General features: G+C 72.4%; 14 protein-coding genes. 10 read left to right on the forward strand and 4 right to left on the reverse strand.

Annotation, left to right across the window (positions count from 1 at the left end; translation table 11 throughout):
* Positions 1 to 12 precede the first annotated feature (12 nt).
* Positions 13 to 693 carry an MOSC domain-containing protein gene (locus AB0D74_RS26635; RefSeq protein ID WP_362591909.1) on the reverse strand — a complete coding sequence of 227 codons (681 nt, stop codon included), beginning with the start codon at positions 691 to 693 and terminating at the stop codon, positions 13 to 15.
* Between the two features lie 79 nt (positions 694 to 772).
* Between AB0D74_RS26635 and AB0D74_RS26640 the strand changes: the two genes are divergently transcribed.
* The gene (locus AB0D74_RS26640) at positions 773 to 1,672 is read left to right on the forward strand and encodes a LysR family transcriptional regulator (protein WP_362591912.1); all 900 of its coding nucleotides are present in this window, start codon (positions 773 to 775) and stop codon (positions 1,670 to 1,672) included.
* Positions 1,673 to 1,743: 71 nt separating this feature from the next.
* Here the strand turns inward: AB0D74_RS26640 and AB0D74_RS26645 are convergent, their stop codons facing one another.
* Entirely contained in the window at positions 1,744 to 2,073 is a 330-nt protein-coding gene (locus AB0D74_RS26645; RefSeq protein WP_362591915.1) for a WhiB family transcriptional regulator, read from the reverse strand.
* Between the two features lie 381 nt (positions 2,074 to 2,454).
* Between AB0D74_RS26645 and AB0D74_RS26650 the strand changes: the two genes are divergently transcribed.
* From AB0D74_RS26650 to AB0D74_RS26665, 4 genes are all read left to right on the forward strand, one after another.
* Positions 2,455 to 3,066: a response regulator transcription factor gene (locus AB0D74_RS26650; protein ID WP_003948568.1), complete on the forward strand. Its 612-nt coding sequence runs from the start codon at positions 2,455 to 2,457 to the stop codon at positions 3,064 to 3,066.
* A 289-nt stretch (positions 3,067 to 3,355) separates the two neighbouring features.
* Entirely contained in the window at positions 3,356 to 3,943 is a 588-nt protein-coding gene (locus AB0D74_RS26655) for a sigma-70 family RNA polymerase sigma factor (RefSeq protein ID WP_351318244.1), read from the forward strand.
* 197 nt (positions 3,944 to 4,140) lie between these two features.
* On the forward strand, positions 4,141 to 5,643 hold the full coding sequence (gene guaB / locus AB0D74_RS26660; RefSeq protein WP_362591918.1) for an IMP dehydrogenase: 1,503 nt from the start codon (positions 4,141 to 4,143) through the stop codon (positions 5,641 to 5,643).
* Positions 5,644 to 5,758: 115 nt separating this feature from the next.
* Positions 5,759 to 6,883 carry a GuaB3 family IMP dehydrogenase-related protein gene (locus AB0D74_RS26665; protein ID WP_362591920.1) on the forward strand — a complete coding sequence of 375 codons (1,125 nt, stop codon included), beginning with the start codon at positions 5,759 to 5,761 and terminating at the stop codon, positions 6,881 to 6,883.
* Positions 6,884 to 7,001: 118 nt separating this feature from the next.
* Here AB0D74_RS26665 and AB0D74_RS26670 read toward each other — a convergent pair whose 3' ends face one another.
* Positions 7,002 to 8,210, reverse strand: a complete 1,209-nt coding sequence (locus tag AB0D74_RS26670; RefSeq protein WP_362591923.1) for a nucleotide sugar dehydrogenase — start codon at positions 8,208 to 8,210, stop codon at positions 7,002 to 7,004.
* 335 nt (positions 8,211 to 8,545) lie between these two features.
* On the opposite strand from AB0D74_RS26670, the gene AB0D74_RS26675 reads away from it, so the two are divergent.
* Positions 8,546 to 10,252: a glycerol-3-phosphate dehydrogenase/oxidase gene (locus AB0D74_RS26675; RefSeq protein ID WP_362591926.1), complete on the forward strand. Its 1,707-nt coding sequence runs from the start codon at positions 8,546 to 8,548 to the stop codon at positions 10,250 to 10,252.
* 217 nt (positions 10,253 to 10,469) lie between these two features.
* Here the strand turns inward: AB0D74_RS26675 and AB0D74_RS26680 are convergent, their stop codons facing one another.
* Positions 10,470 to 11,510: a serine hydrolase domain-containing protein gene (locus AB0D74_RS26680; RefSeq protein WP_362591929.1), complete on the reverse strand. Its 1,041-nt coding sequence runs from the start codon at positions 11,508 to 11,510 to the stop codon at positions 10,470 to 10,472.
* 169 nt (positions 11,511 to 11,679) lie between these two features.
* Between AB0D74_RS26680 and AB0D74_RS26685 the strand changes: the two genes are divergently transcribed.
* The 4 genes from AB0D74_RS26685 (at position 11,680) to AB0D74_RS26700 (ending at position 20,589) form a co-directional block, all read left to right on the forward strand.
* Positions 11,680 to 13,803 carry a serine/threonine-protein kinase gene (locus tag AB0D74_RS26685; protein WP_362591932.1) on the forward strand — a complete coding sequence of 708 codons (2,124 nt, stop codon included), beginning with the start codon at positions 11,680 to 11,682 and terminating at the stop codon, positions 13,801 to 13,803.
* A gap of 137 nt (positions 13,804 to 13,940) precedes the next feature.
* Positions 13,941 to 16,829 (forward strand): protein kinase, encoded by a 2,889-nt coding sequence (locus AB0D74_RS26690; RefSeq protein WP_362591936.1) that lies wholly within the window; start codon positions 13,941 to 13,943, stop codon positions 16,827 to 16,829.
* Between the two features lie 222 nt (positions 16,830 to 17,051).
* Positions 17,052 to 18,851, forward strand: a complete 1,800-nt coding sequence (locus AB0D74_RS26695) for a serine/threonine-protein kinase (protein ID WP_362591939.1) — start codon at positions 17,052 to 17,054, stop codon at positions 18,849 to 18,851.
* 109 nt (positions 18,852 to 18,960) lie between these two features.
* Positions 18,961 to 20,589, forward strand: coding sequence for a serine/threonine-protein kinase (locus AB0D74_RS26700; protein WP_362591942.1), 1,629 nt, complete (start codon positions 18,961 to 18,963; stop codon positions 20,587 to 20,589).
* Positions 20,590 to 20,986 lie beyond the last annotated feature (397 nt).

The following is a 20,986-nucleotide window of genomic DNA, read 5'->3' on the forward strand; positions in this document are numbered from 1 at the left end:
CGTGACGGCCGCTCAGTCCCTTCCTGCCGCCGACTGCGCCGCCACGTACTTCCGGGCCTGGGCCAGCGCCTCCGGGTGCAGGGCCGTGCCCGCCGCGAGCAGCCGGGGCAGCAGCTCCCGCTCGGTGGTGGTCGCGCGGAACTCCATCGCAGCCGTCACCCCGTGCTCCGGCAGGTGGACGATCTCGATGGGGTCACCGGCCCGGATCTCACCCGGTTCGATCACCCGGAGGTAGGCACCGGTGGCACCCTTCCGCGTGAATCTCTTCACCCATCCCCGCTCGCCCAGATGGCCCTGGAAAGTACGGCACGGGATGCGCCCCGAGGTGACCTCCAGTACGACCCCGGAACCGATCCGCCAGCGCTCGCCGATCAGCGCCTCCGACACGTTCAGCCCGTTTGTCGTGAGGTTCTCACCGAAACAGCCGTTCGGCAGCGGGCGGCCGAGCTCCTTCTCCCAGTCGTCGAGGTCCTCGCGCGCGTAGGCGTACACCGCCTGGTCGTCGCCGCCGTGGTGGCGCAGCTCGCACACCGCGTCCCCGGCCAGCCCGCTGCCGGCGGCACCCTTCGGCCCGGGCGCCGCCACCCGCACCGGCCCGGCCACCGGCCGCTTGTCGATACCGGTCACGCCGTCGGCCTGGTCCGTGTGCGGCGACGGCGTGGGACGGCCGAGGTTCACCGAGAGAAGCTCCATGCTCCGACGGTACGGGACCTTCCTCAAAGCGTCGACGCGTTTTCGGGCGCCGTGTCCAAGTCCGTCTTATGCTCAGGGGGTGATCGAAGCACGTCATCTCCGTGTCCTGCGCGCCGTCGCCACCACCGGTTCCTTCTCGGCGGCGGGACGCGAACTGGGCTGCACCCAGCCCGCCGTCAGCCAGCAGATGAAGGCCCTGGAGACCTCCGTCGGCACCCCGCTGCTGGTCCGCAACGGCCGCGAGATGCGCCTGACCCAGGCCGGCGAGGCCCTGGTCCGGCACGCCTCCGGGATCCTCGCCGGTCTCACCGCCGCGGAGGAGGAGGTCGCCGCGATCGCCGGGCTGCGCGCGGGCCGGGTCCGCCTGGTCTCCTTCCCGAGCGGCAGCTCCGCCCTGGTCCCGACCGCCCTCGCCGCGCTGCGCGCCGCCCACCCGGGCACCCGGGTCTCCCTGGAGGAGGCCGAGCCGCCGAAGTCCGTGGAGCTGCTGCGCGCGGGCGACTGCGACATCGCGCTGGCCTTCCGCTACGAGGGCGCCGCGGACGCGGAGGAGTGGGACGACCTGGTGGTACGGCCGCTGCTGAGCGACCGCCTCGTCGGCCTGGTGCCGGAGCGGCACCGGCTGGCCCGGGCGGAGTCGGTGGCCCTCGGGGAACTCGCCGACGAGCCCTGGATCGCGGGCTGCCCGCGCTGCCGGGGCCAGCTCGTCCAGGCGTGCGAGAGCGCGGGCTTCACGCCCCGCATCGACTTCGCCACCGACGACTACCCGGCCGTGGTCGGCCTGGTCGGCGCGGGTCTGGGCGTCGCGGTGCTGCCCGGCCTTGCGGTCGAGTCGGTACGCCCGAGAGGCGCGCGCACGGTGGTCCTGGAGCCCGCGGTGCGGCGGGAGATCGTCGCCCTCACCCTGCCCGACCTGGCACAGGTACCGGCGGTGGCGGCGACGCTGGAGCAGCTGGCCCGGGCGGCCCGGCGGGCCTAGCGTCGGCAGGTTCCCAGCGCATTGTCAACAGATTGAAGAAACGTTCTTTCACGTGTCGGGGGCGGAGCCTTTCACGTGTCGGACGGGGCGTCGCCGCTGGTCGTCGACGCCGACACCAGCCTGTTGCGCGCCCGCCCCATGAGCTCTTCGCGCTCGTCCTCGGTCAGGCCGCCCCACACGCCGTACGGTTCGCGGACCGCCAGCGCGTGCGCCGCGCACTCCGCGCGGACCGGGCACCTCATACAGACCTCCTTGGCCGAGTTCTCACGGGCACTCCGAGCCGCCCCGCGCTCGCCCTCGGGATGGAAGAAGAGCGAGCTGTCGACCCCGCGGCAGGCGGCCAGGAGCTGCCAGTCCCACAGGTCCGCGTTCGGTCCGGGAAGGCGGGAGAAATCTGCCATTACGTGACCCCTTGTAGCCGTTCTGGGCGGATACGGTGCCAACGACCGTACATCTCCGGTCTAGAGAGATGAAAATATGACTCATTGGCAATCTAGCCCCAGACACCGTGAAACGGGAAGAAAAAGGTCTAAATGGGGCATTGGTTGTGATGAAAAGTTGAGGGTCTGACGTCCATGTCTGCACCGTGTCCGCACCCTCACGTAGAGTGCCGAAGACGGCATGCAGCCCCGTAACTCTTTCGAGTGACCGTCGTTGAGAGTGCGGTGGCGGTTGAAGCAACAAGCGCTCGGGCAGGCGTCCGAGACGTTCGACCGCACAGGTGACGATTCCGTACCAGCCTGGAGGCTCAAGGTGACGCGCATCAGCTGCGGAGGGCGGTCATGACATCCGTCCTCGTCTGCGACGACTCCCCGCTTGCCCGAGAGGCGCTGCGCCGCGCGGTGGCGACCGTGCCCGGCGTCGAGCGCGTGACGACGGCGGCCAACGGCGAGGAAGTCCTCCGCCGCTGGGGCGCCGACCGATCCGACCTGATCCTGATGGACGTGCGCATGCCCGGACTGGGCGGCGTCGAGACCGTGCGCCGGCTGCTGTCCGCCGACCCCGGCGCACGCATCATCATGCTCACGGTCGCCGAGGACCTGGACGGCGTGGCCCTGGCCGTCGCCGCCGGTGCCCGCGGCTACCTGCACAAGGACGCCTCGCGCGCCGAACTGCGGGCCACCGTGACCCAGGCCCTCGCCGACCCCACCTGGCGGCTGGCCCCGCGCCGCCTCCGCTCGGCCGAGATGGGCGCCGCGCCCACGCTCACCGCGCGCGAGATCCAGGTCCTTGAGGGCATGAGCCACGGCCGCTCCAACGCCGAGATCGGTCGCGAGCTGTTCCTCTCCGAGGACACGGTCAAGACCCACGCCCGGCGTCTGTTCAAGAAACTCGGAGCCTCCGACCGCGCCCACGCGGTGGCCCTCGGTTTCCGCTGGGGTCTGGTTCGTTAGTACGGCGGTGAGCTGCGCCGCAGCGGGGAAAGCGGACCGACCGGACGCCCCCGCCTACCCCATGGTGGGCGGGGTCTGCAAGACGGAGCGCCGGGACGGGCCCGAGGGCCCGCTGCTCGTTTCGGCGCGGATGCCGCATCCTTGAGGTGTGGAGTCTCTCGGGGACGAGTCGTTCGAGCGGAAGGGGAGGGCGCAGGAGATGAGTTCCGGCGCACCTGCTCATAACGCTTCGGTGCACAACGACGGACGCGATGCCACGCCGCCGACGGCAGCAGGGCACCATGGACCGATGCGCGACGACGAGGCGGCCACCGCCGTAGGGACGATCGGCGCTCTCGTCCATCGCGCCGTAGACGGGGACGAGCAGGCCACGCACGACCTGCTCGCCCATGTCCACCCCCTCGCCCTGCGCTACTGCCGCACCCGCCTGTCCCGCCTCCCGGGCGACGCCCGCCACTTCGTCGAGGACCTCGCCCAGGAAGTCTGCGTCGCCGTTCTGCTGGCCCTGCCCCGCTACCGCGACACAGGCCGCCCCTTCGAGGCCTTCGTCTTCGCCATCGCCTCCCACAAGGTCGCCGACCTGCAGCGCGCCGCGATGCGCCACCCGGGCTCCACGGCCGTCCCCTCGGACGAGATGCCGGAACGCCCCGACGACTCCCTCGGCCCCGAGGAGCGCGCCCTGCTCAGCAGCGACGCCGAATGGGCCAAGAAACTCCTGGCCAACCTCCCGGAGAACCAGCGCGAGCTGCTGCTGCTCCGCATCGCCGTGGGCCTCACGGCCGAGGAGACCGGCCAGATGTTGGGAATGTCACCGGGCGCGGTGCGCGTCGCCCAGCACCGGGCCCTGAGCCGGCTGCGAGCGCTGGCGGAGCAGTAGGCGGAGCCCTCGTCGCCCTCGTCCCCCTTGTGGCGGCCCCCTCCCCGGCCCTGTTTCGGATCCCCGATGAACAGGCGCGGACCCGTTCCCGTACGAACATACGAAGCCCGGAGCTGAGTCGTACCGTGGAATTTGGGACCCGTGCTTCCCGTTAGCATGGACATCCGCACCGATCAAGGCCATTTGGGGAAGGTGTCATGACCACCAACGTCGACGGAGTGCCCGACAAATTCGCCACCCTCGGGCTGACCTACGACGACGTGCTGCTGCTGCCGGGAGCCTCCGAGGTCCTCCCGAACGCGGTCGACACCTCGTCCCGCATCTCGCGCAACGTCCGGGTCAACATCCCGCTGCTGTCCGCGGCCATGGACAAGGTGACCGAGTCCCGCATGGCGATCGCGATGGCCCGCCTCGGCGGCGTCGGCGTGCTGCACCGCAACCTCTCCGTCGAGGACCAGGTCAACCAGGTCGACCTCGTGAAGCGGTCCGAGTCCGGCATGGTCACCGACCCGATCACGGTCCACCCGGACGCGACCCTCGCCGAGGCCGACGCGCTGTGCGCGAAGTTCCGGATCAGCGGCGTCCCGGTCACCGACCCCGACCGCAAGCTGCTCGGCATCGTCACCAACCGCGACATGGCCTTCGAGAGCGACCGCTCCCGCCGCGTCCACGAGGTCATGACGCCGATGCCGCTGGTCACCGGCAAGGTCGGCATCTCCGGCTCCGAGGCCATGCAGCTGCTGCGCAAGCACAAGATCGAGAAGCTGCCGCTCGTCGACGACCAGGGCGTCCTCAAGGGCCTGATCACCGTCAAGGACTTCGTCAAGGCCGAGAAGTACCCGAACGCGGCCAAGGACTCCGAGGGCCGCCTGCTCGTCGGCGCCGCCGTCGGCGCCAGCCCCGAGGCCCTCGAACGCGCCCAGGCGCTCGCCGCGGCCGGCGTGGACTTCCTGGTCGTCGACACCTCGCACGGCCACAACAGCAACGCCCTCAGCTGGATGGCGAAGATCAAGTCGAGCGTGGACGTCGACGTGATCGGCGGCAACGTCGCCACCCGCGACGGCGCGCAGGCCCTGATCGACGCCGGTGTCGACGGAATCAAGGTCGGCGTGGGCCCCGGCTCGATCTGCACCACCCGCGTGGTCGCCGGCATCGGCGTCCCGCAGGTCACCGCCATCTACGAGGCCTCCCTCGCCGCCGGCCCGGCCGGTATCCCGCTGATCGGCGACGGCGGCCTCCAGTACTCCGGCGACATCGGCAAGGCCCTCGCGGCCGGCGCCGACACGGTGATGCTGGGCTCCCTCCTCGCGGGCTGCGAGGAGTCCCCGGGCGAGCTGCTCTTCATCAACGGCAAGCAGTTCAAGTCGTACCGCGGCATGGGCTCGCTCGGCGCCATGCAGTCGCGCGGCCAGGGCCGGTCGTACTCGAAGGACCGCTACTTCCAGGCCGAGGTCTCCTCCGACGACAAGCTCGTCCCCGAGGGCATCGAGGGCCAGGTGCCCTACCGCGGCCCGCTGGCCAACGTGCTGCACCAGCTCGTCGGCGGTCTGCGCCAGACCATGGGCTACGTGGGCGCGGCCACCGTCGACGAGATGGAGTCCAAGGGCCGCTTCGTCCGGATCACCGCCGCGGGCCTCAAGGAGAGCCACCCGCACGACATCCAGATGACGGTCGAGGCGCCGAACTACAGCCGCAAGTAGTCACAACTGGTCGGCAGAGCCTTTCCAGGGCGGTCCCGGGCGTACCGGGGCCGCCCTTGCCGTACCCGTCGGCGATACTGGTAGACGCTGAAACGCAGAGGGAAAGGCCACAGACGTGACTGAGATCGAGATCGGGCGCGGCAAGCGCGGCCGCCGGGCGTACGCCTTCGACGACATCGCCGTCGTCCCCAGCCGCCGTACGCGGGACCCGAAGGAGGTCTCGATCGCCTGGCAGATCGACGCCTACCGCTTCGAGCTGCCGTTCCTGGCCGCCCCCATGGACTCGGTCGTCTCCCCGGCCACCGCGATCCGCATCGGCGAGCTCGGCGGCCTGGGCGTCCTCAACCTCGAAGGCCTCTGGACGCGGCACGAGGACCCGCAGCCGCTGCTCGACGAGATCGTCGGGCTGGACGCAGACACCGCCACCCGCCGCCTCCAGGAGATCTACTCCGCCCCCATCAAGGAGGAGCTGATCGGCGCGCGCATCAAGGAGGTGCGCGACTCCGGCGTGGTCACGGCGGCGGCGCTCTCCCCGCAGCGCACCGCGCAGTTCTCCAAGGCGGTCGTGGACGCGGGCGTCGACATCTTCGTCATCCGCGGTACGACGGTCTCCGCGGAGCACGTCTCGTCCTCGCACGAGCCGCTGAACCTGAAGCAGTTCATCTACGAGCTGGACGTCCCGGTGATCGTCGGCGGCTGCGCCACGTACACGGCGGCCCTGCACCTGATGCGCACGGGCGCGGCCGGTGTCCTGGTCGGCTTCGGCGGCGGCGCGGCCCACACCACGCGCAACGTGCTCGGCATCCAGGTCCCGATGGCCACGGCCGTCGCCGACGTGGCCGCCGCCCGCCGCGACTACATGGACGAGTCCGGCGGCCGTTACGTCCACGTCATCGCCGACGGCGGTGTCGGCTGGTCCGGCGACCTCCCCAAGGCGATCGCCTGCGGCGCCGACTCGGTGATGATGGGCTCCCCGCTGGCCCGCGCGACCGACGGTCCGGGCAGGGGCCACCACTGGGGCATGGAGGCCGTCAACGAGGAGCTCCCGCGCGGCAAGAAGGTCGACCTCGGCACGGTCGGCACCATCGAGGAGATCCTCACCGGCCCGTCCCACACCCCCGACGGCTCGATGAACCTCTTCGGCGCCCTGCGCCGCGCCATGGCCACCACCGGCTACAGCGAGCTGAAGGAGTTCCAGCGCGTCGAGGTGACGGTGGCGGACTCGCAGCACAAGCGGTAGACCGCGGTCGGCGGTCGGCGGTCGGCGGTCGGCGGTCGGCGGTCGGCGGTCGGCGGTCGGCAGTCGGCAGACCGCAGAAGTCTGCCGTCGGACGGAGGGCTGGGCGCCCCGGGCCTGTTCAGAGCCGGTGCGCCGCTCCCGTCGGGGTTGCCCCGCGCGTGTCCAGCAGCAACTGGGCCTTCACCGACAGGCCCTGGAGGTCGTACGTGCGGTGCTGCTGGACCAGGATCGTCAGGTCGGCGTCGGCGGCGGCCTCGTAGAGGGAGTCGGCGCGCGGCACCGGGCGGTCCAGGACGCTCCAGGACGCGATGTGCGGGTCGTGGTAGCTGACCGCGGCGCCCAGCTCCATGAAGCGCATCGCGATCTCCTGGGCGGGGCTGTTCTGCTGGTCGGCGAGGTCGGCCTTGTAGGTGACCCCGAGCAGCAGCACGCGCGCGCCGCGCGCCGACTTCCCGTGCTCGTTGAGGAGGGCGGCGGCGCGCTGCACGACGTACCCCGGCATCCGGCTGTTGACCTGCTGGGCCAGTTCCACCATGCGCAGACCGCGGCTCGCGCGGCCGGACAGGTCCTGGGCGACGCCGTGGCCGCCGACACCGGGTCCGGGGCGGAAGGCCTGGAAGCCGAACGGCTTGGTCTCCGCGCAGCGGATGACGTCCCACAGGTCGACGCCCAGGTCGTGGCAGAGGACGGCCATCTCGTTGACGAGGGCGATGTTGACGTGCCGGAAGTTGGTCTCCAGGAGCTGCACGGTCTCGGCCTCGCGCGGGCCACGCGCGCGTACCACCTTGTCCGTGAGCCGGCCGTAGAACGTGGCGGCCGACTCCGTGCACGCGGGCGTGAGGCCGCCGATGACCTTCGGGGTGTTGGCCGGTGTGAAGTCCCGGTTGCCGGGATTCACCCGACTGGGCGAGTAGGCGAGGTGGAAGTCGCGGCCCGCGCGCAGGCCCGAGCCCTTCTCCAGCAGAGGCCGCAGGAAGTCCTCCGTCGTGCCCGGGTGGACCGGGGACTCCAGGATCACCGTCGTGTGCGGACGCAGCCGCTCGGCCAGCGTGCGCGCGGCGGCCTCCACCTGGCCGAGGTCCAGCCCGCCGTCGGCGCCGCGCGGGGTCGGCGCGCAGATCACGGCGGTACGCACCCGTCCCAGCTGTGCCGGGTCCTCGACCACCCGGAAGCCCTTCGCGAGCATCCGGCGCAGCTCGGCGGGGCTCAGCGAACCCGCCTCGGGGCCGGTGGCGTAGCCGATCGTGGAGACGCCTGCGGCCACGGCGGCCTGGGCGAGGGGCAGGCCGTAGGGACCGAGTCCGATGACGGCGAGGTCTGCGGGCATGGCGTGGGCCGTCCTTCCCAGTAACCGAAGCGGGACAGGTGCGCAAGCCCTGTGGACAGGATGAGCGAGGCGCACGGTCAGACTAGGAGTAAATATGACCGTTATGCGGGATTGTGTTCATGTGTCTTCCGTGGGTTCGGTGACCGTTGTCCACAGGCTGGGGGTGAGTGGTGGCTGAAGCCGGGCAAGACGGTCAGACTTTGGGCAGGGGCCACGCCCGCCGGGGGTGCGGCCGACGCGACCGATGACCGGCGGCCCGCGGTCGGCGACGGCCGGTGTCGAGCGATGGACCGATGGCGAGCGATGGCCGCATGGCGGCAGAGCGGGAGGCAGCGGTGAGGACAGCGACACTGGGGCCGGAGCAGCGCGCGGAGTCCCTGGCGGCGATGGCCGAGCGCGAACTGGACGTGCTGGTGGTGGGCGGTGGAGTGGTCGGCGCGGGCACCGCGCTGGACGCGGTCACCCGGGGCCTGAACACCGGCATCGTCGAGGCCCGCGACTGGGCCTCGGGTACCTCCAGCAGGTCCAGCAAGCTGATCCACGGCGGTCTGCGCTACCTGGAGATGCTCGACTTCGCCCTGGTCCGCGAGGCACTCAAGGAGCGCGGTCTCCTCCTGGAGCGGCTCGCCCCGCACCTGGTCAAGCCGGTGCCCTTCCTCTACCCGCTCCAGCACCAGGGCTGGGAGCGCCTGTACGCCGGCTCGGGCGTCGCGCTCTACGACGCGATGTCGATGGCCCGCGGCCACGGCAGGGGTCTGCCGGCCCACCGCCACCTGAGCCGCCGTCACGCCCTGCGCGTCGCGCCCGCGCTGCGCAAGGACGCCCTGGTCGGCGCCATCCAGTACTACGACGCGCAGATGGACGACGCCCGCTACGTGGCGACCCTGGTGCGCACGGCGGTGTCGTACGGCGCGAAGGCGGCCAACCGCGCACGGGTGACCGGTTTCCTGCGCGAGGGCGAGCGGGTGGTCGGCGCCCGGGTGCAGGACGTGGAGAGCGGCGGGGAGTACGAGATCCGCGCCCAGCAGGTCGTCAACGCGACCGGGGTGTGGACCGACGACACACAGGCGATGGTCGGCGAGCGAGGCCAGTTCCACGTCCGCGCGTCCAAGGGCATCCACCTGGTCGTCCCGAAGGACCGCATCCACTCCACGACCGGCCTGATCCTGCGCACCGAGAAGTCGGTCCTGTTCGTCATCCCCTGGGGCCGGCACTGGATCATCGGTACGACCGACACCGACTGGGATCTGGACAAGGCCCACCCGGCCGCCTCCAGCGCCGACATCGACTACCTCCTCAACCACGTCAACTCGGTGCTCGCGGTGCCGTTGTCCCGCGACGACGTGCAGGGCGTCTACGCCGGTCTGCGTCCGCTGCTGGCCGGCGAGTCCGACGCCACCAGCAAGCTGTCGCGCGAGCACACGGTCGCGCATCCGGTGCCGGGGCTCGTGGTCGTCGCGGGCGGCAAGTACACGACGTACAGGGTGATGGCCAAGGACGCCGTCGACGAGGCGGTGCACGGGCTCGACATGCGGGTCGCGGAGTGCGTCACCGAGGACATCCCGCTGCTCGGCGCGGAGGGCTACCTGGCGATGTGGAACGCCCGGGCCAGGATCGCCGCGCGCACCGGCCTGCACGTGGTCCGCGTCGAGCACCTGCTCAACCGGTACGGCTCGATGGCAGAGGAGATCCTCGACCTCATCGCCGCCGACCCCGGCCTGGCCGAACCGCTGTCCGCCGCCGACGACTACCTGCGCGCCGAGGTGGTCTACGCCGCCTCCCACGAGGGCGCCCGCCACCTCGACGACGTCCTGACCCGCCGCACCCGCATCTCCATCGAGACCTTCGACCGCGGCACCCGCAGCGCCCGCGAGGCCGCCGAGCTGATGGCACCCGTCCTCGGCTGGGACAAGGACCAGATCGAGCGCGAGGTCGAGCACTACGAGAAGCGTGTCGAGGCGGAACGCGAGTCCCAACTCCAGCCGGACGACCAGACGGCGGACGCGGCAAGGCTGGGAGCGCCGGACATCGTGCCGCGGTGATTCCCCGCAGGGGCGTGGCGAGGGGTGAGACGAGGGGTGAGACGAGGGGTGAGGCGAGGGGTGAGGCGAGGGGTGAGGCGAGGGGTGTGGCGTGGAGGATCCGGCGTGGAGGATCCGGCGAGGTGCCGGATGCCGGACCGTCCCATGCCGCTCGACCGTCTGACATCACCCGATCGAGCGACCCGGGGTCGGGATCTCCCTCCGGACCCCGGCCGTTCTACCCAGTGCGAGGGCAGAACTCGGCCGCGAGCAGTGCGGGTTCGAGGTCCGGGTCTGCGATCGCCGTCGTGTTCACGCGGAACGTGAGGACATGTCGGCCGCCGATCGAGGCAGCGCTCCGCACGTAGCTGCCCGCGATCCGGCCGTTGTGCCCCCACACCGTGGTCCCGCACGGCAGCTTCACAGGAAAGATCCCCAGGCCGTACGCGCCGTGTGCGGCACGGGTGTCGAGCATCTCGCGCAGTCGGCGCGGGGGCAGCAGCTCGCCGTCCAGCAGCGCCGCGTAGAAGCGGTCCAGGTCGTCGAGCGTGGTCACCAGCTCACCCGCCGCGCCGGCCACGCGCGGGTCGAGTTCGGTGACGTCGGAGCCGTCGCTCGCGTAGGCGCGGCCGTGCGGGGAGGGCAGTGCGGTGCGGGCGCCGGGGAAGGACGTGCCCGTGAGACGGAGGGGGGTGATGATGCGGCGCCGGACCTCGGTGGCGTACGAGTGACCGGTGACCTGACGGATGACCATGCCGAGCACGACGTAGTCGGTGCTGGAGTACGCGTAGTGCCCCAGCCGGGTGGACGGGAGGGCGAGCGAGACGCGGACGGCCTGAAGCGGGGTCAGGGGGACGGCCCCCCGGGTGACCCTGGTGAAGTCGGCGAGCCCGCTGGTGTGGCTGAGCAGGGCCCGCAGGGTGATCCGCCGCCCGTCGCTGTGTCCGCGCAGCAGTCCCGGCAGATACCGGTCCACGCTGTCGGACAGGGAGAGCCGGTGTTCCGCGGCCAGTTGCAGGACGACGGTGGCGATGAAGGTCTTCGTGATGCTGCCGGCGCGGAAGTGGTCGGCGCGGGCGATGTCCCGGCCTGCGGCGGCATAGCGGACGTCGTCGCCGTCGTGGTCCAGGAGTGCGGCGGCGGGTGCTCCGCCTTTGGTGACGAACTGTGACAGGAGGGGGTCGGTGGCCTCTGTGGAGGAGGCGGAACCAGCCATCAGCGGGGCGAACAGCAGGGCAAGAGAGACCGGTATGGCCACCAGTGTCCGAAGCGACGGCATCCGGGTTCCTCCCTTCTCGGGGCCCATCATCCCGCCCGTGTGACGCCCTCGTCACGGGGGGTTCCGGTTGGCCGGCCGCGATGTGCGGTCAGGGGGCCCCTGGGCGTCGGGCACTTGTCGGGTGAGGGACAATGAAGGCTCTGTCAGGGCGGGTTGCATGAGGGGACGCATGTCGGAGGCGGAGCGGGCGGGGACTTCTCGTCAGGAGACTCGTCAGGACAACAGTGAGCGTCTTCTCGCCGGGCGGTACCGGCTGGGGGGAGTGCTCGGCCGCGGTGGCATGGGCACGGTGTGGCGGGCCGAGGACGAGACCCTCGGCCGGACGGTGGCCGTCAAGGAGCTGCGGTTCCCGTCGAACATCGACGAGGAGGAGAAGCGGCGCCTGATCACGCGCACCCTGCGCGAGGCCAAGGCGATCGCCCGGATCCGCAACAACAGCGCGGTGACGGTCTTCGACGTGGTCGAGGAGGACGACCGGCCCTGGATCGTGATGGAGTTGGTCGAGGGCAAGTCGCTGGCCGAGGTCATCCGGGAGGACGGCCTGCTGGAGCCGAAGCGGGCGGCCGAGGTCGGGCTGGCGGTCCTGGACGTGCTGCGGTCGGCGCACCGCGAGGGCATCCTGCACCGGGACGTGAAGCCGTCCAACGTGCTGATCTCCGAGGGCGACGGCCGGGTCGTGCTCACCGACTTCGGCATCGCCCAGGTCGAGGGCGACCCGTCCATCACCTCCACCGGCATGCTCGTCGGCGCCCCCTCCTACATCTCCCCGGAGCGGGCCCGCGGTCACAAGCCCGGCCCGGCGGCCGACCTGTGGTCGCTCGGCGGGCTGCTGTACGCGGCGGTCGAGGGCGCACCGCCGTACGACAAGGGGTCGGCGATCGCCACCCTGACGGCGGTGATGACCGAGCAGCTGGAGGAGCCCAAGAACGCGGGACCGCTGAAGGACGTCATCTACGGGCTGCTCACCAAGGATCCGGCCAAGCGGCTGGACGACGCGGGCGCCCGGGCGATGCTCAACGCGGTCATCAACGCACCGGAGGCGGTCCCCGTGGACGCCACCCGGGTGGTACCGCTGCCTCCGCAGCCCGAGGCGCCGCAGGAGGAGAAGGGCGCCGGGGCCAAGCGGGGCGAGGAGGCCGGGGAGAAGCTGCGCGGGGCGCTGCGGTCGGTGCGGAAGGCCGCGGGGGCGGCGGGCGCCGCGGCTGCGACCCGGACGAAGGGCGCCGGTGCGGGCGCTGGCGCCGAGGCGGGCAAGGCCGCGGCACCCGCCGTCCCTGCCGCGCCCGTCGCCCCTGCCGCACCCGCCGGCCCGGTCGTGACCGGTTCGCCCTCGGGGCCGGTCGGGGGTGCGCGTCCGGCCGCCGGTGGCGGGTCCGGTGCCGCCTCCGCCCCGGGTGGAGCCAAGCCCGCGGCCGGCAAGGCGAGTTCGGGGTGGCCCGTGATGCCGCCGCCGGATCTGGACCTGGCGCCCCGGCCCGTGCCCAAGGCACCGCTCACCGACGTGGTGCCGAAGCGCACCCTGGTGGTCATCGCCGTCGTGGTGGTGCTCGCGGTGCTCGGTACCGTGCTCGCCGTCGTGCTGAACGGCGGCGACGGGGACAGCAAGGGGAGCGGCAAGAGCGGCGGTTCCAAGGCGGTGGCCAGCGCGGGGGCGAGCACGAGCAGCGGGTCCGGCTCCGGTTCGGGTTCCGGTTCGACGTCCGGTTCCGGGGACTCCACCAAGCGGGACACGAGCGGCGGCACGCAGACGGACGGGGACTCCTCGGCGGCCGACGCCTCCGGGAGCGACGACTCGGACGCGTCCGGTGACGACGCGTCCTCGGCGTCGAACTCCAGTGGCAGTGACAGCGGCAGCGGCAGCGCGCCGGTGGTACGGACGTACAAGGGCGACCAGGGGTACTCGATCGGGCTGCCCAAGGGCTGGAAGTTCCAGACCAGCAGTTCCGCCGGGGACCGGTTCACCGGGCCCGACGGGCAGAAGCTGCTGATCGCCTGGACGAGCACGCCCAAGGACGACCCGGTGGCGGACTGGAAGAACCAGGAGCGCTACATGGTGCGCTCCCAGTACCAGAAGATCCGCATAGCCGAGGTGGACTACCGCGGCTGGAACACGGCCGACTGGGAGTTCACCTACGTGGACGGCGGCACCGAGTACCGGACCGTCGACCGGGGGTTCGTCGTCAGCTCCCAGCAGGGGTACGCGCTGATGTACACGGCGAAGGCCGACGACTGGAGCAGTGAGCTGCGCAAGGACACCTGGAAGACGCTGACGGGGTCCTTCGAGCCCAAGTGACAAATTCGCATCGCCACAATGAGACTTGCCTCCGGCACGTATCGTGAGTGGTTGCGGACCGTACGCATCCAGGTATGCATACAGAACGGGCCGCGAAACGAGCGGATTTGACCATCCGGACGGCCGGGGGAGGCAACGTGGACGACTACGCGGGTCGGGTGCTCGCCGACCGCTACCGCCTGCCGCTGCCCCCCTCCGACGAGTACGAACACACCGAGACCCGGGCCTTCGACACCTACAGCGGGCAGGAAGTGTTCGTCCGCCAGGTGCCGTTGCCCGAGGTCGTCGAGGCGGAGGTGCTGGACGCCGAAGGGCTGCCCGCGGGTTTCACTGCGCGTGACCGTGGCGCGCGGCGGCCGGCGTCGGCGCGCACCGCGACACGCCGGCCCAGCGACCCGGTGGTGCGGCGCGCCGTCGAGGCCGCGCAGGCCGCCGCCCGGATACCCGACCATCCCCGGCTCGACCAGGTCTTCGACGTGTTCGCCGAGGGCGGTTCGCTCTGGATCGTCAGCGAGTCGGTCGCCGCGCGGTCGCTGGCCGCGCTGCTCGCCGAGCAGCCGCTGAGCCCGTACCGGGCGGCGGAGGTCGCCTCCGACGTGCTGATGGCGCTGCGCGTGCTGCACGCCCACGGCTGGGTGCACCGCAACATCACCGCCCGCACGGTCCTCGTCTGCGACGACGGCCGGGTGATGCTGACCGGCCTCGCGGTCGGGGCGGCGGAGGAGGCGCTGTGCGGGTACGACCCGGTGCCGGCGCAGGACGGCGAGGACGGTGCGGGCGGCGCGGAGACCGGCGGCCGGCGGACGGGCGGGGAGGCGGAAGGTTCCGCCACACCCGGCGGCCCGCGCGGTCCGGGTATTCCGCCCAGTTCGGGTGTGCCGGGCGTTTCGGGCGGTTCCGTCGGCTCGGGGGTCGTCGCTGTCGGAGGCATCGGGAGCATCGGTGGTGCGTCCGGTGGTACGGGCGGCGCACAGCAGGCGCCCGGAGCGTCGGAGACCGACCCCGAGGCCGCTCGGCGCGCCGCGATCCAGGCACGGGCCGCCGGCGGGTTGCCGGGGGCCGGTCCGGACGAGGGTTCGGGCGGGCCCGGTTCCGGAGGCGCCGGCACGGGTGCCGTGGAGCGCCGGGCGCTGGAGACCGGTTCGGACATCCGGGCCGCCCGGGCCGGGGCGATCGCCGCCTACCGGGCGGGAGCCAGGGCCGCCGCCCGGGTCCAGGAAGCCCAGCAGAACGGGCGCGCCGCGCTGCCCGGCGCCCGCCCGCCGGCCGAGGGCGACAGCGCGCCGCCCGCGCCGCAGCCGCCGTACGGCCCGGGACACGCCAACGGAGCTGCCCAGCAGCCCTACGCCAACGGCGGCGCCCAGCAGCCGTACGCGAACGGCGGGGCGCAGCCGCCGTATGCGAACGGGCAGGCGCAGGTGCCGGGTGGGGAGCAGCGGGCCGCCGGTGGCGTGCCGCCCGGCCGGATAGCGGACCCGTACGGGGTGCGCGGCGCGCCGTCGCCCTGGCACGGCGCCGCACCCCGCCCCGGCACGCCCCCGGCGGTGGTCCCGGGCCAGGAACGCAGCGCGCTCCCGCCCGTCGCCCCCGGGACGGGCATGCCCGGGACCGGTACCTCCCAACTCCCCGGTGTCCAGGGACAGGGACAGGGACAAAGCCAGGGACAAGGACAGGGCCAGAGCCAGGGACAGCCGCACGCCGTCGTGCCCGCGCAGGGTGTCGGCCTCGCCGCCGCCCGCTGGGGCGAGTCCGGCGCCGCCGTACCCGGACGCCGGGGGCCCGGCACCGCGCTGGCCGCCGAACGGGCGCGGCAGGTGCGGATGACCGTCGTGGGTCCTGTGACCGAGCGCTGGGCGCCGGAGCAGGCCGTTCCGGTGCACGAGAACTGGCAGCTGGCGGCGCCCATCGGCCCGGCCACCGACCTGTGGGCGCTCGGTGCGCTGCTGTTCCGGTCGGTGCAGGGGCACGCGCCGTATCCGGAGGAGTCGACGGCCGAGCTGGTGCAGCTGGTGTGCTCGGAGCCGCCCGCGTTCGCGGAGGAGTGCGGGTCGCTCAGGCCGGTCGTGGAGTCGTTGCTGCGTCAGGACCCCACCGAGCGGCTGGACTTCGAGGAGCTGCGCGGCTGGCTGCGCTCGCTGGTGCGGTCCGCGCCCGAGCCGGACGCCGGCACGCATGTCGTCGCCGCGCCGCCCGCCGACCCCAGGCGGCTGCCGATCGTCCGGCGCCGCGGTGAGCTGGTGCGCAGGCGCAAGGCCGGGCTCCCGGCGACCCACGGCCGGCACAAGCGGGCCCGGGAGGAGGCCGGGTCCCCGCGCCGGCTGGGCCGTACGCTGCTCCTGCTGGTCCTGCTCCTGCTGGCCGCCGCGGTCGCGTACGCCATGCTGTTCCTGCCGAAGAAGGACACCGCGGACGAGGGCGGAGCGTCGACCGGCGACCGGACCGGCACGGCCGGCCAGGCGAGTCCCGCACCGAGCCACCGCCAGACCCCGACCCCGACCCCGACGCCGACTCCCACGTCGACCCCGTCCACCGAGACGCAGACCACCGCCGGTTCGACCGGCGGTTCCACCGTCGCCGACGGGTTCACCCTGCGCGACGACCCGAACGGCTTCCGGATCGCCGTCGCCCAGGGCTGGAGCCGCTCCCCGAAGAACAGCAGCGGCCAGGTGATCTACTCGCACGGGAAGTTCGAGCTGATCGTCGTGGCCGGGCGGGACAGCGCGGCCACCTACGGCAGCGCCCCGATGGCCTACCAGCGGGACAAGGAGCCGGAGCTTCAGCCGTACCGGGACTCCAGCTGGGCCACCGCCGGGGGGCTGCGGACCATCACGGTGGGTCAGCAGGTGTCGGCCGAGGGGCAGTTCACCTGGACGGACAGCCAGGAGGGCGACCTGTTCGTGCGCAACATGGTCTTCCTGATCGACGGCAGGTACCACATCGTGCAGGTGCGCGGCCCCGAGGCCGACCGGGACGAGGTCACCACGCTGTACGAGCAGGCTTCGTCGACGTACAAGTACACGGGCTGAGACGGGGACGTGGCCGCAGCCGTACAAGGAGGCGGACCGGGTTGAAGTCAACGCGCCGCCGGGGTGGTTGGTTCCCGTTCCGGTGCGGGGATTTCGTTCACATCCGGTGACGAAGGCGAGAACCGTCACAGTGCTGTCTCCGTGGGACCCCACTTGTTCCCTGACCGAGGGGCGGTCCTTAGTCTGACCCTGACAAGAGCATTGCGGGGCAACGTGAATCAGATGCAGGGCCTGCTCATCGCGGGCCGCTACCGGCTGGCCGACATCATCGGCAGCGGCGGCATGGGCCGGGTGTGGCGCGCCCATGACGAAGTGCTGCACCGGGCTGTCGCCATCAAGGAGTTGACGGCCGCGCTCTACGTCTCCGAGGGCGACCAGGCCATCCTGCTGGCCCGCACCCGGGCGGAGGCCCGGGCCGCGGCGCGCATCAACCACTCCGCCGTCGTGACCGTCCACGACGTACTCGAACACGACGGCCGCCCGTGGATCGTCATGGAGCTGGTCGAGGGCCACTCGCTGGCCGACGCGGTCAAGGAGCAGGGGCGCATCGAGGCGCGGGAGGCCGCGCGGATCGGGCTGTGGGTGCTGCGCGCGCTGCGCGCCGCGCACAGCGCCGGCGTGCTGCACCGGGACGTCAAGCCGGGCAACGTCCTGATCGGCCGGGACGGCCGGGTCCTTCTCACCGACTTCGGCATCGCGCAGATCGAGGGCGACACGACGATCACCCGTACCGGGGAAGTGGTCGGATCCGTCGACTACCTCGCGCCGGAGCGCGTGCGCGGGCACGATCCGGGGCCGTCCTCGGACCTGTGGGCGCTGGGCGCGACGCTGTACACGGCGGTGGAGGGACGTTCGCCGTTCCGCCGCACCTCGCCGCTGACCACCATGCAGGCGGTCGTCGAGGACGAGGCCGCCGAGCCGCGCGCCGCGGGCCCGCTGGAGCCGGTCATCACGGCCCTGCTGCGCAAGGAACCGGCCGAGCGGCCGAGCCCCGAAGAGACCGAGCAGATGCTCGCCGAGGCGGCGGAGGGCCGGCGGCCGAGCGCGGCACAGGCGTACGTGCCGACGCAGTCGCAGATCAGCGGTGGTGGTGGCAGCGGCAGGGGCGGGGGACCGCGGCCGGACTCCGGCGGCACCTACCAGGGTTTCCAGGAGGGCACGCCGTACGAGGGCGTGTACGGCGGCACCGCGCACGGCGGCGGCTCCTCCACCGGCAACTCCTACGGCACCGACCCCTACGGGAGTTCGTACAGCGGTTCCGTCGGCAGTCCTCAGGAGGGGCGGCGTCCCTCGGACGGTTCCGCGATCCCGCCGACGGCCATCGGTGCGCCGTCCGGTGCGGTCCCCGTCCGGCCCGGGCGGCGCCGGCTGCGGACGCTCGCGCTCGTCGTCGCCCTGGCCGCGCTGCTCGGCGGCGGGGCGGCCGTGGCGCTGCAGAAGTGGGGCTCCGGGCAGCAGGACGACAGCGGCAGCGTGGCCTCGCCGGCCACCTCGGGGCCGTCCTCCTCGGCGGGTGCCAGCACGGCCCCGGACGGCGCCGTTCCCACCGACTGGCAGACCGTGCACGACCCGCTCGGCTTCGGCCTCTCCCTGCCCAAGAGCTGGAAGCGCAAGGTCTTCGGCATCGACGGCGACCTCAAGCAGGTCGACTACACGCCCGACGGTGGCAAGCACTTCGTGCGCATCGCCATCGACAGCTCGCCGGACTTCTCCAACGCGCTCGCGCACCAGCAGGACCTGGAACAGCAGTTGCAGAAGCTGGTCGACTACAAGCGTGTGACCATGGAGCAGAACCTGTACCGGGACCGGGACGGGGCGCTGTGGGAGTACACCTGGACGGCGCTGGCGAAGGACGGGGCGAACGTGGCCGGGCCCCGGCGGGCGATCGAGGAGACGTACTACTCACGCGCGGGCGTCGAGTACGCGATCTACATGTCGTCGCCGGCGAAGGACTGGTCGACGGCCGCCCAGCAGTTCAAGTGGGTGCTGCAGAGCTGGCAGGAGCCGGGCTCGTCCGGCTGACCCGGCCGCGGGCCCCGGCCCCGGCGGGTCCCGGAGCGCGGCGCCGCGGTCGGGCGTCTTGGCTTGTCACCGTCCGGAAGGTTCGGGTCCGGTGGGGCATCATGGGGCCATGGGGACCGACGGGGACGCCGTCCGTCTGATCGCGGGGCGTTATCGCCTGCAAGCGCGGCTCGGGCGGGGCGGAATGGGTGTCGTATGGCGCGCGGCCGACCAGTTACTGGGGCGGGAGGTCGCCGTCAAGGAGCTCACCGTCGACGACTCCCTTCCGGACGACGACGCCCGGCTGCGCCGCGAACGCACCCTGCGTGAGGCGCAGGCCGTCGCCCAGCTGCACCATCCGCACATCATCGTCGTGCACGACGTGGTCGAGGACGGCGGACGGCCCTACATCGTCATGGAGTTGATCGAGGGCGGTTCGCTCGCCGACCGGATCTCGCGGAGCGGGCCGGTGGACGTCGGGGAGGCCGCGCGGATCGGGATCGCGCTGCTGAGCGCGGTGCGCGCGGCGCACGGGGCCGGGGTGCTGCACCGGGACATCAAGCCGGCGAACGTGCTCGTGGAGGCCGCCACCGGGCGTGTCGTGCTCACCGACTTCGGCATCGCCCAGGTCGCGGGCGCCACCACGCTCACCGAGACGGGTTCCTTCGTCGGCTCGCCCGAGTACACCGCGCCCGAGCGGATGTCCGGCGGCCGGTCCGGACCGGCGTCCGACCTGTGGTCGCTGGGCGCGCTGCTGTGCGCGGCGCTCAGCGGCGAGTCGCCGTTCCGGCGCGACTCGCTCGGCGGGATCCTGCACGCCGTGGTCTCCGACGAGATCCGGCCACCGGCCCAGGCGGAGCCGCTGCTGCCGGTCGTACGGGGGCTGCTGGAGCGGGATCCCGAGCGCCGGCTGGGCGCGGCGGAGGCCGAGCTGATGCTGCGCGGGTTCCTGGAGACGGGGGCCGTGACGGGCACCGACGGTGCGGCGCGGGGTGCGGGCGGCGTGTCGTACACGCCGACCCAGCGGGACGTTCCGTGGCCGCCGGCTCCGGAACCGGCCGTGCCGCCCCGGCCGTCCACCCGCGGGGTGCTGGTCGCCGCGCTGCTGGTCGCCGCGATGGCCGGGGCGGGCGTGTCGGCGGCCACGCTGCTGTTCCACGGGGACGGCGGCGGCACCGCCCCGGGCCCCGGGGGCACGACGGCCGTCTCCACGTCGCACCCGGCGACCCCGTCGGCGACCCCGCCCGCGTCGGCCACGGCCGCCTCTTCGTCCTCCTCCCCGGCCGCCTCGCCGCCCCCCACCGCCCACTCCGGCACCGCACCCTCCGGCTACCGCCTCGCGCAGGACCCGGCCGGCTTCTCCCTCGCGGTGCCGGAGGGCTTCACCCGCGACCCGCAGGGCGAGCGTGTCTTCTACCTGTCGCGGGGGCAGACCTTCCGGCTCGGCATCAAGGTCTCCGAGACGCAGACCGGCGGACCGGGAGGGGCGATGCGGCGCGCGGCGGCGGAGGGGCCGAGCACGAACCCCGGCTACCACGACGGCCGCGTCACCGACACCACCCACTCCGGACACCCCGCCGCGTTCTGGGAGTTCACCTGGAAGGGCTTCAGCGCGACGGAGGGACCGCGGCACACCTACGACCTCTGCTGGGAGGAGGGCGGCATGCTGTACGACGTGTGGGTGTCGGCGCCGGTAGGGAAGGTGCGGGAGGCCCGGGAGTACTTCGACGTCGCCGTCGACACGTTCACGGCGGGCTGACCCGCCGCGGTCCCGGCAGGAAACAGTGCGCGGTCGTCGGTACCCGGCCCGGTGTCGCGGACGGAAAAGAGAAACGGCGACGCCGACCCTGATTCCCTGAATTCACCGGGCTTTACCGGCTCTTACCCGCCTTACCGAAGGCGTTTATTCCACCGGACTGCCGGGAGACCGGTGAGCTCAATTGGTCCGGTGAGCCTTGACGGGGTATTTCGATAAAAGAAGCCACACCCGTTTGCGGACACGAAACGCCTTCTGGTCATGAACGTATCACGACCATCCCGGATCAGTCATGTGAATGTTCGGTGAAGTACCGGGTGGTTGCCCTGTTCTGCGATGGGGAAGGTGCCCCATTTGCTGGCGTTAGGCACCCGGCGGCCCCTTCTCGCCCGTTGCAGGG

This window comes from Streptomyces sp. NPDC048278 (genome assembly GCF_040652195.1).
GTDB lineage: Bacteria > Actinomycetota > Actinomycetes > Streptomycetales > Streptomycetaceae > Streptomyces.

Bases quoted from the DNA above. Each gene is read 5' to 3' on its own strand.
- AB0D74_RS26680 (WP_362591929.1), bottom strand. From the start codon at position 11,510: ATGCCGTCGCTTCGGACACTGGTGGCCATACCGGTCTCTCTTGCCCTG.
- AB0D74_RS26635 (WP_362591909.1), bottom strand. From the start codon at position 693: ATGGAGCTTCTCTCGGTGAACCTCGGCCGTCCCACGCCGTCGCCGCAC.
- AB0D74_RS26650 (WP_003948568.1), top strand. From the start codon at position 2,455: ATGACATCCGTCCTCGTCTGCGACGACTCCCCGCTTGCCCGAGAGGCG.
- AB0D74_RS26645 (WP_362591915.1), bottom strand. From the start codon at position 2,073: ATGGCAGATTTCTCCCGCCTTCCCGGACCGAACGCGGACCTGTGGGAC.
- AB0D74_RS26670 (WP_362591923.1), bottom strand. From the start codon at position 8,210: ATGCCCGCAGACCTCGCCGTCATCGGACTCGGTCCCTACGGCCTGCCC.
- guaB (WP_362591918.1), top strand. From the start codon at position 4,141: ATGACCACCAACGTCGACGGAGTGCCCGACAAATTCGCCACCCTCGGG.
- AB0D74_RS26695 (WP_362591939.1), top strand. From the start codon at position 17,052: ATGCAGGGCCTGCTCATCGCGGGCCGCTACCGGCTGGCCGACATCATC.
- AB0D74_RS26685 (WP_362591932.1), top strand. From the start codon at position 11,680: ATGTCGGAGGCGGAGCGGGCGGGGACTTCTCGTCAGGAGACTCGTCAG.
- AB0D74_RS26655 (WP_351318244.1), top strand. From the start codon at position 3,356: ATGCGCGACGACGAGGCGGCCACCGCCGTAGGGACGATCGGCGCTCTC.
- AB0D74_RS26700 (WP_362591942.1), top strand. From the start codon at position 18,961: ATGGGGACCGACGGGGACGCCGTCCGTCTGATCGCGGGGCGTTATCGC.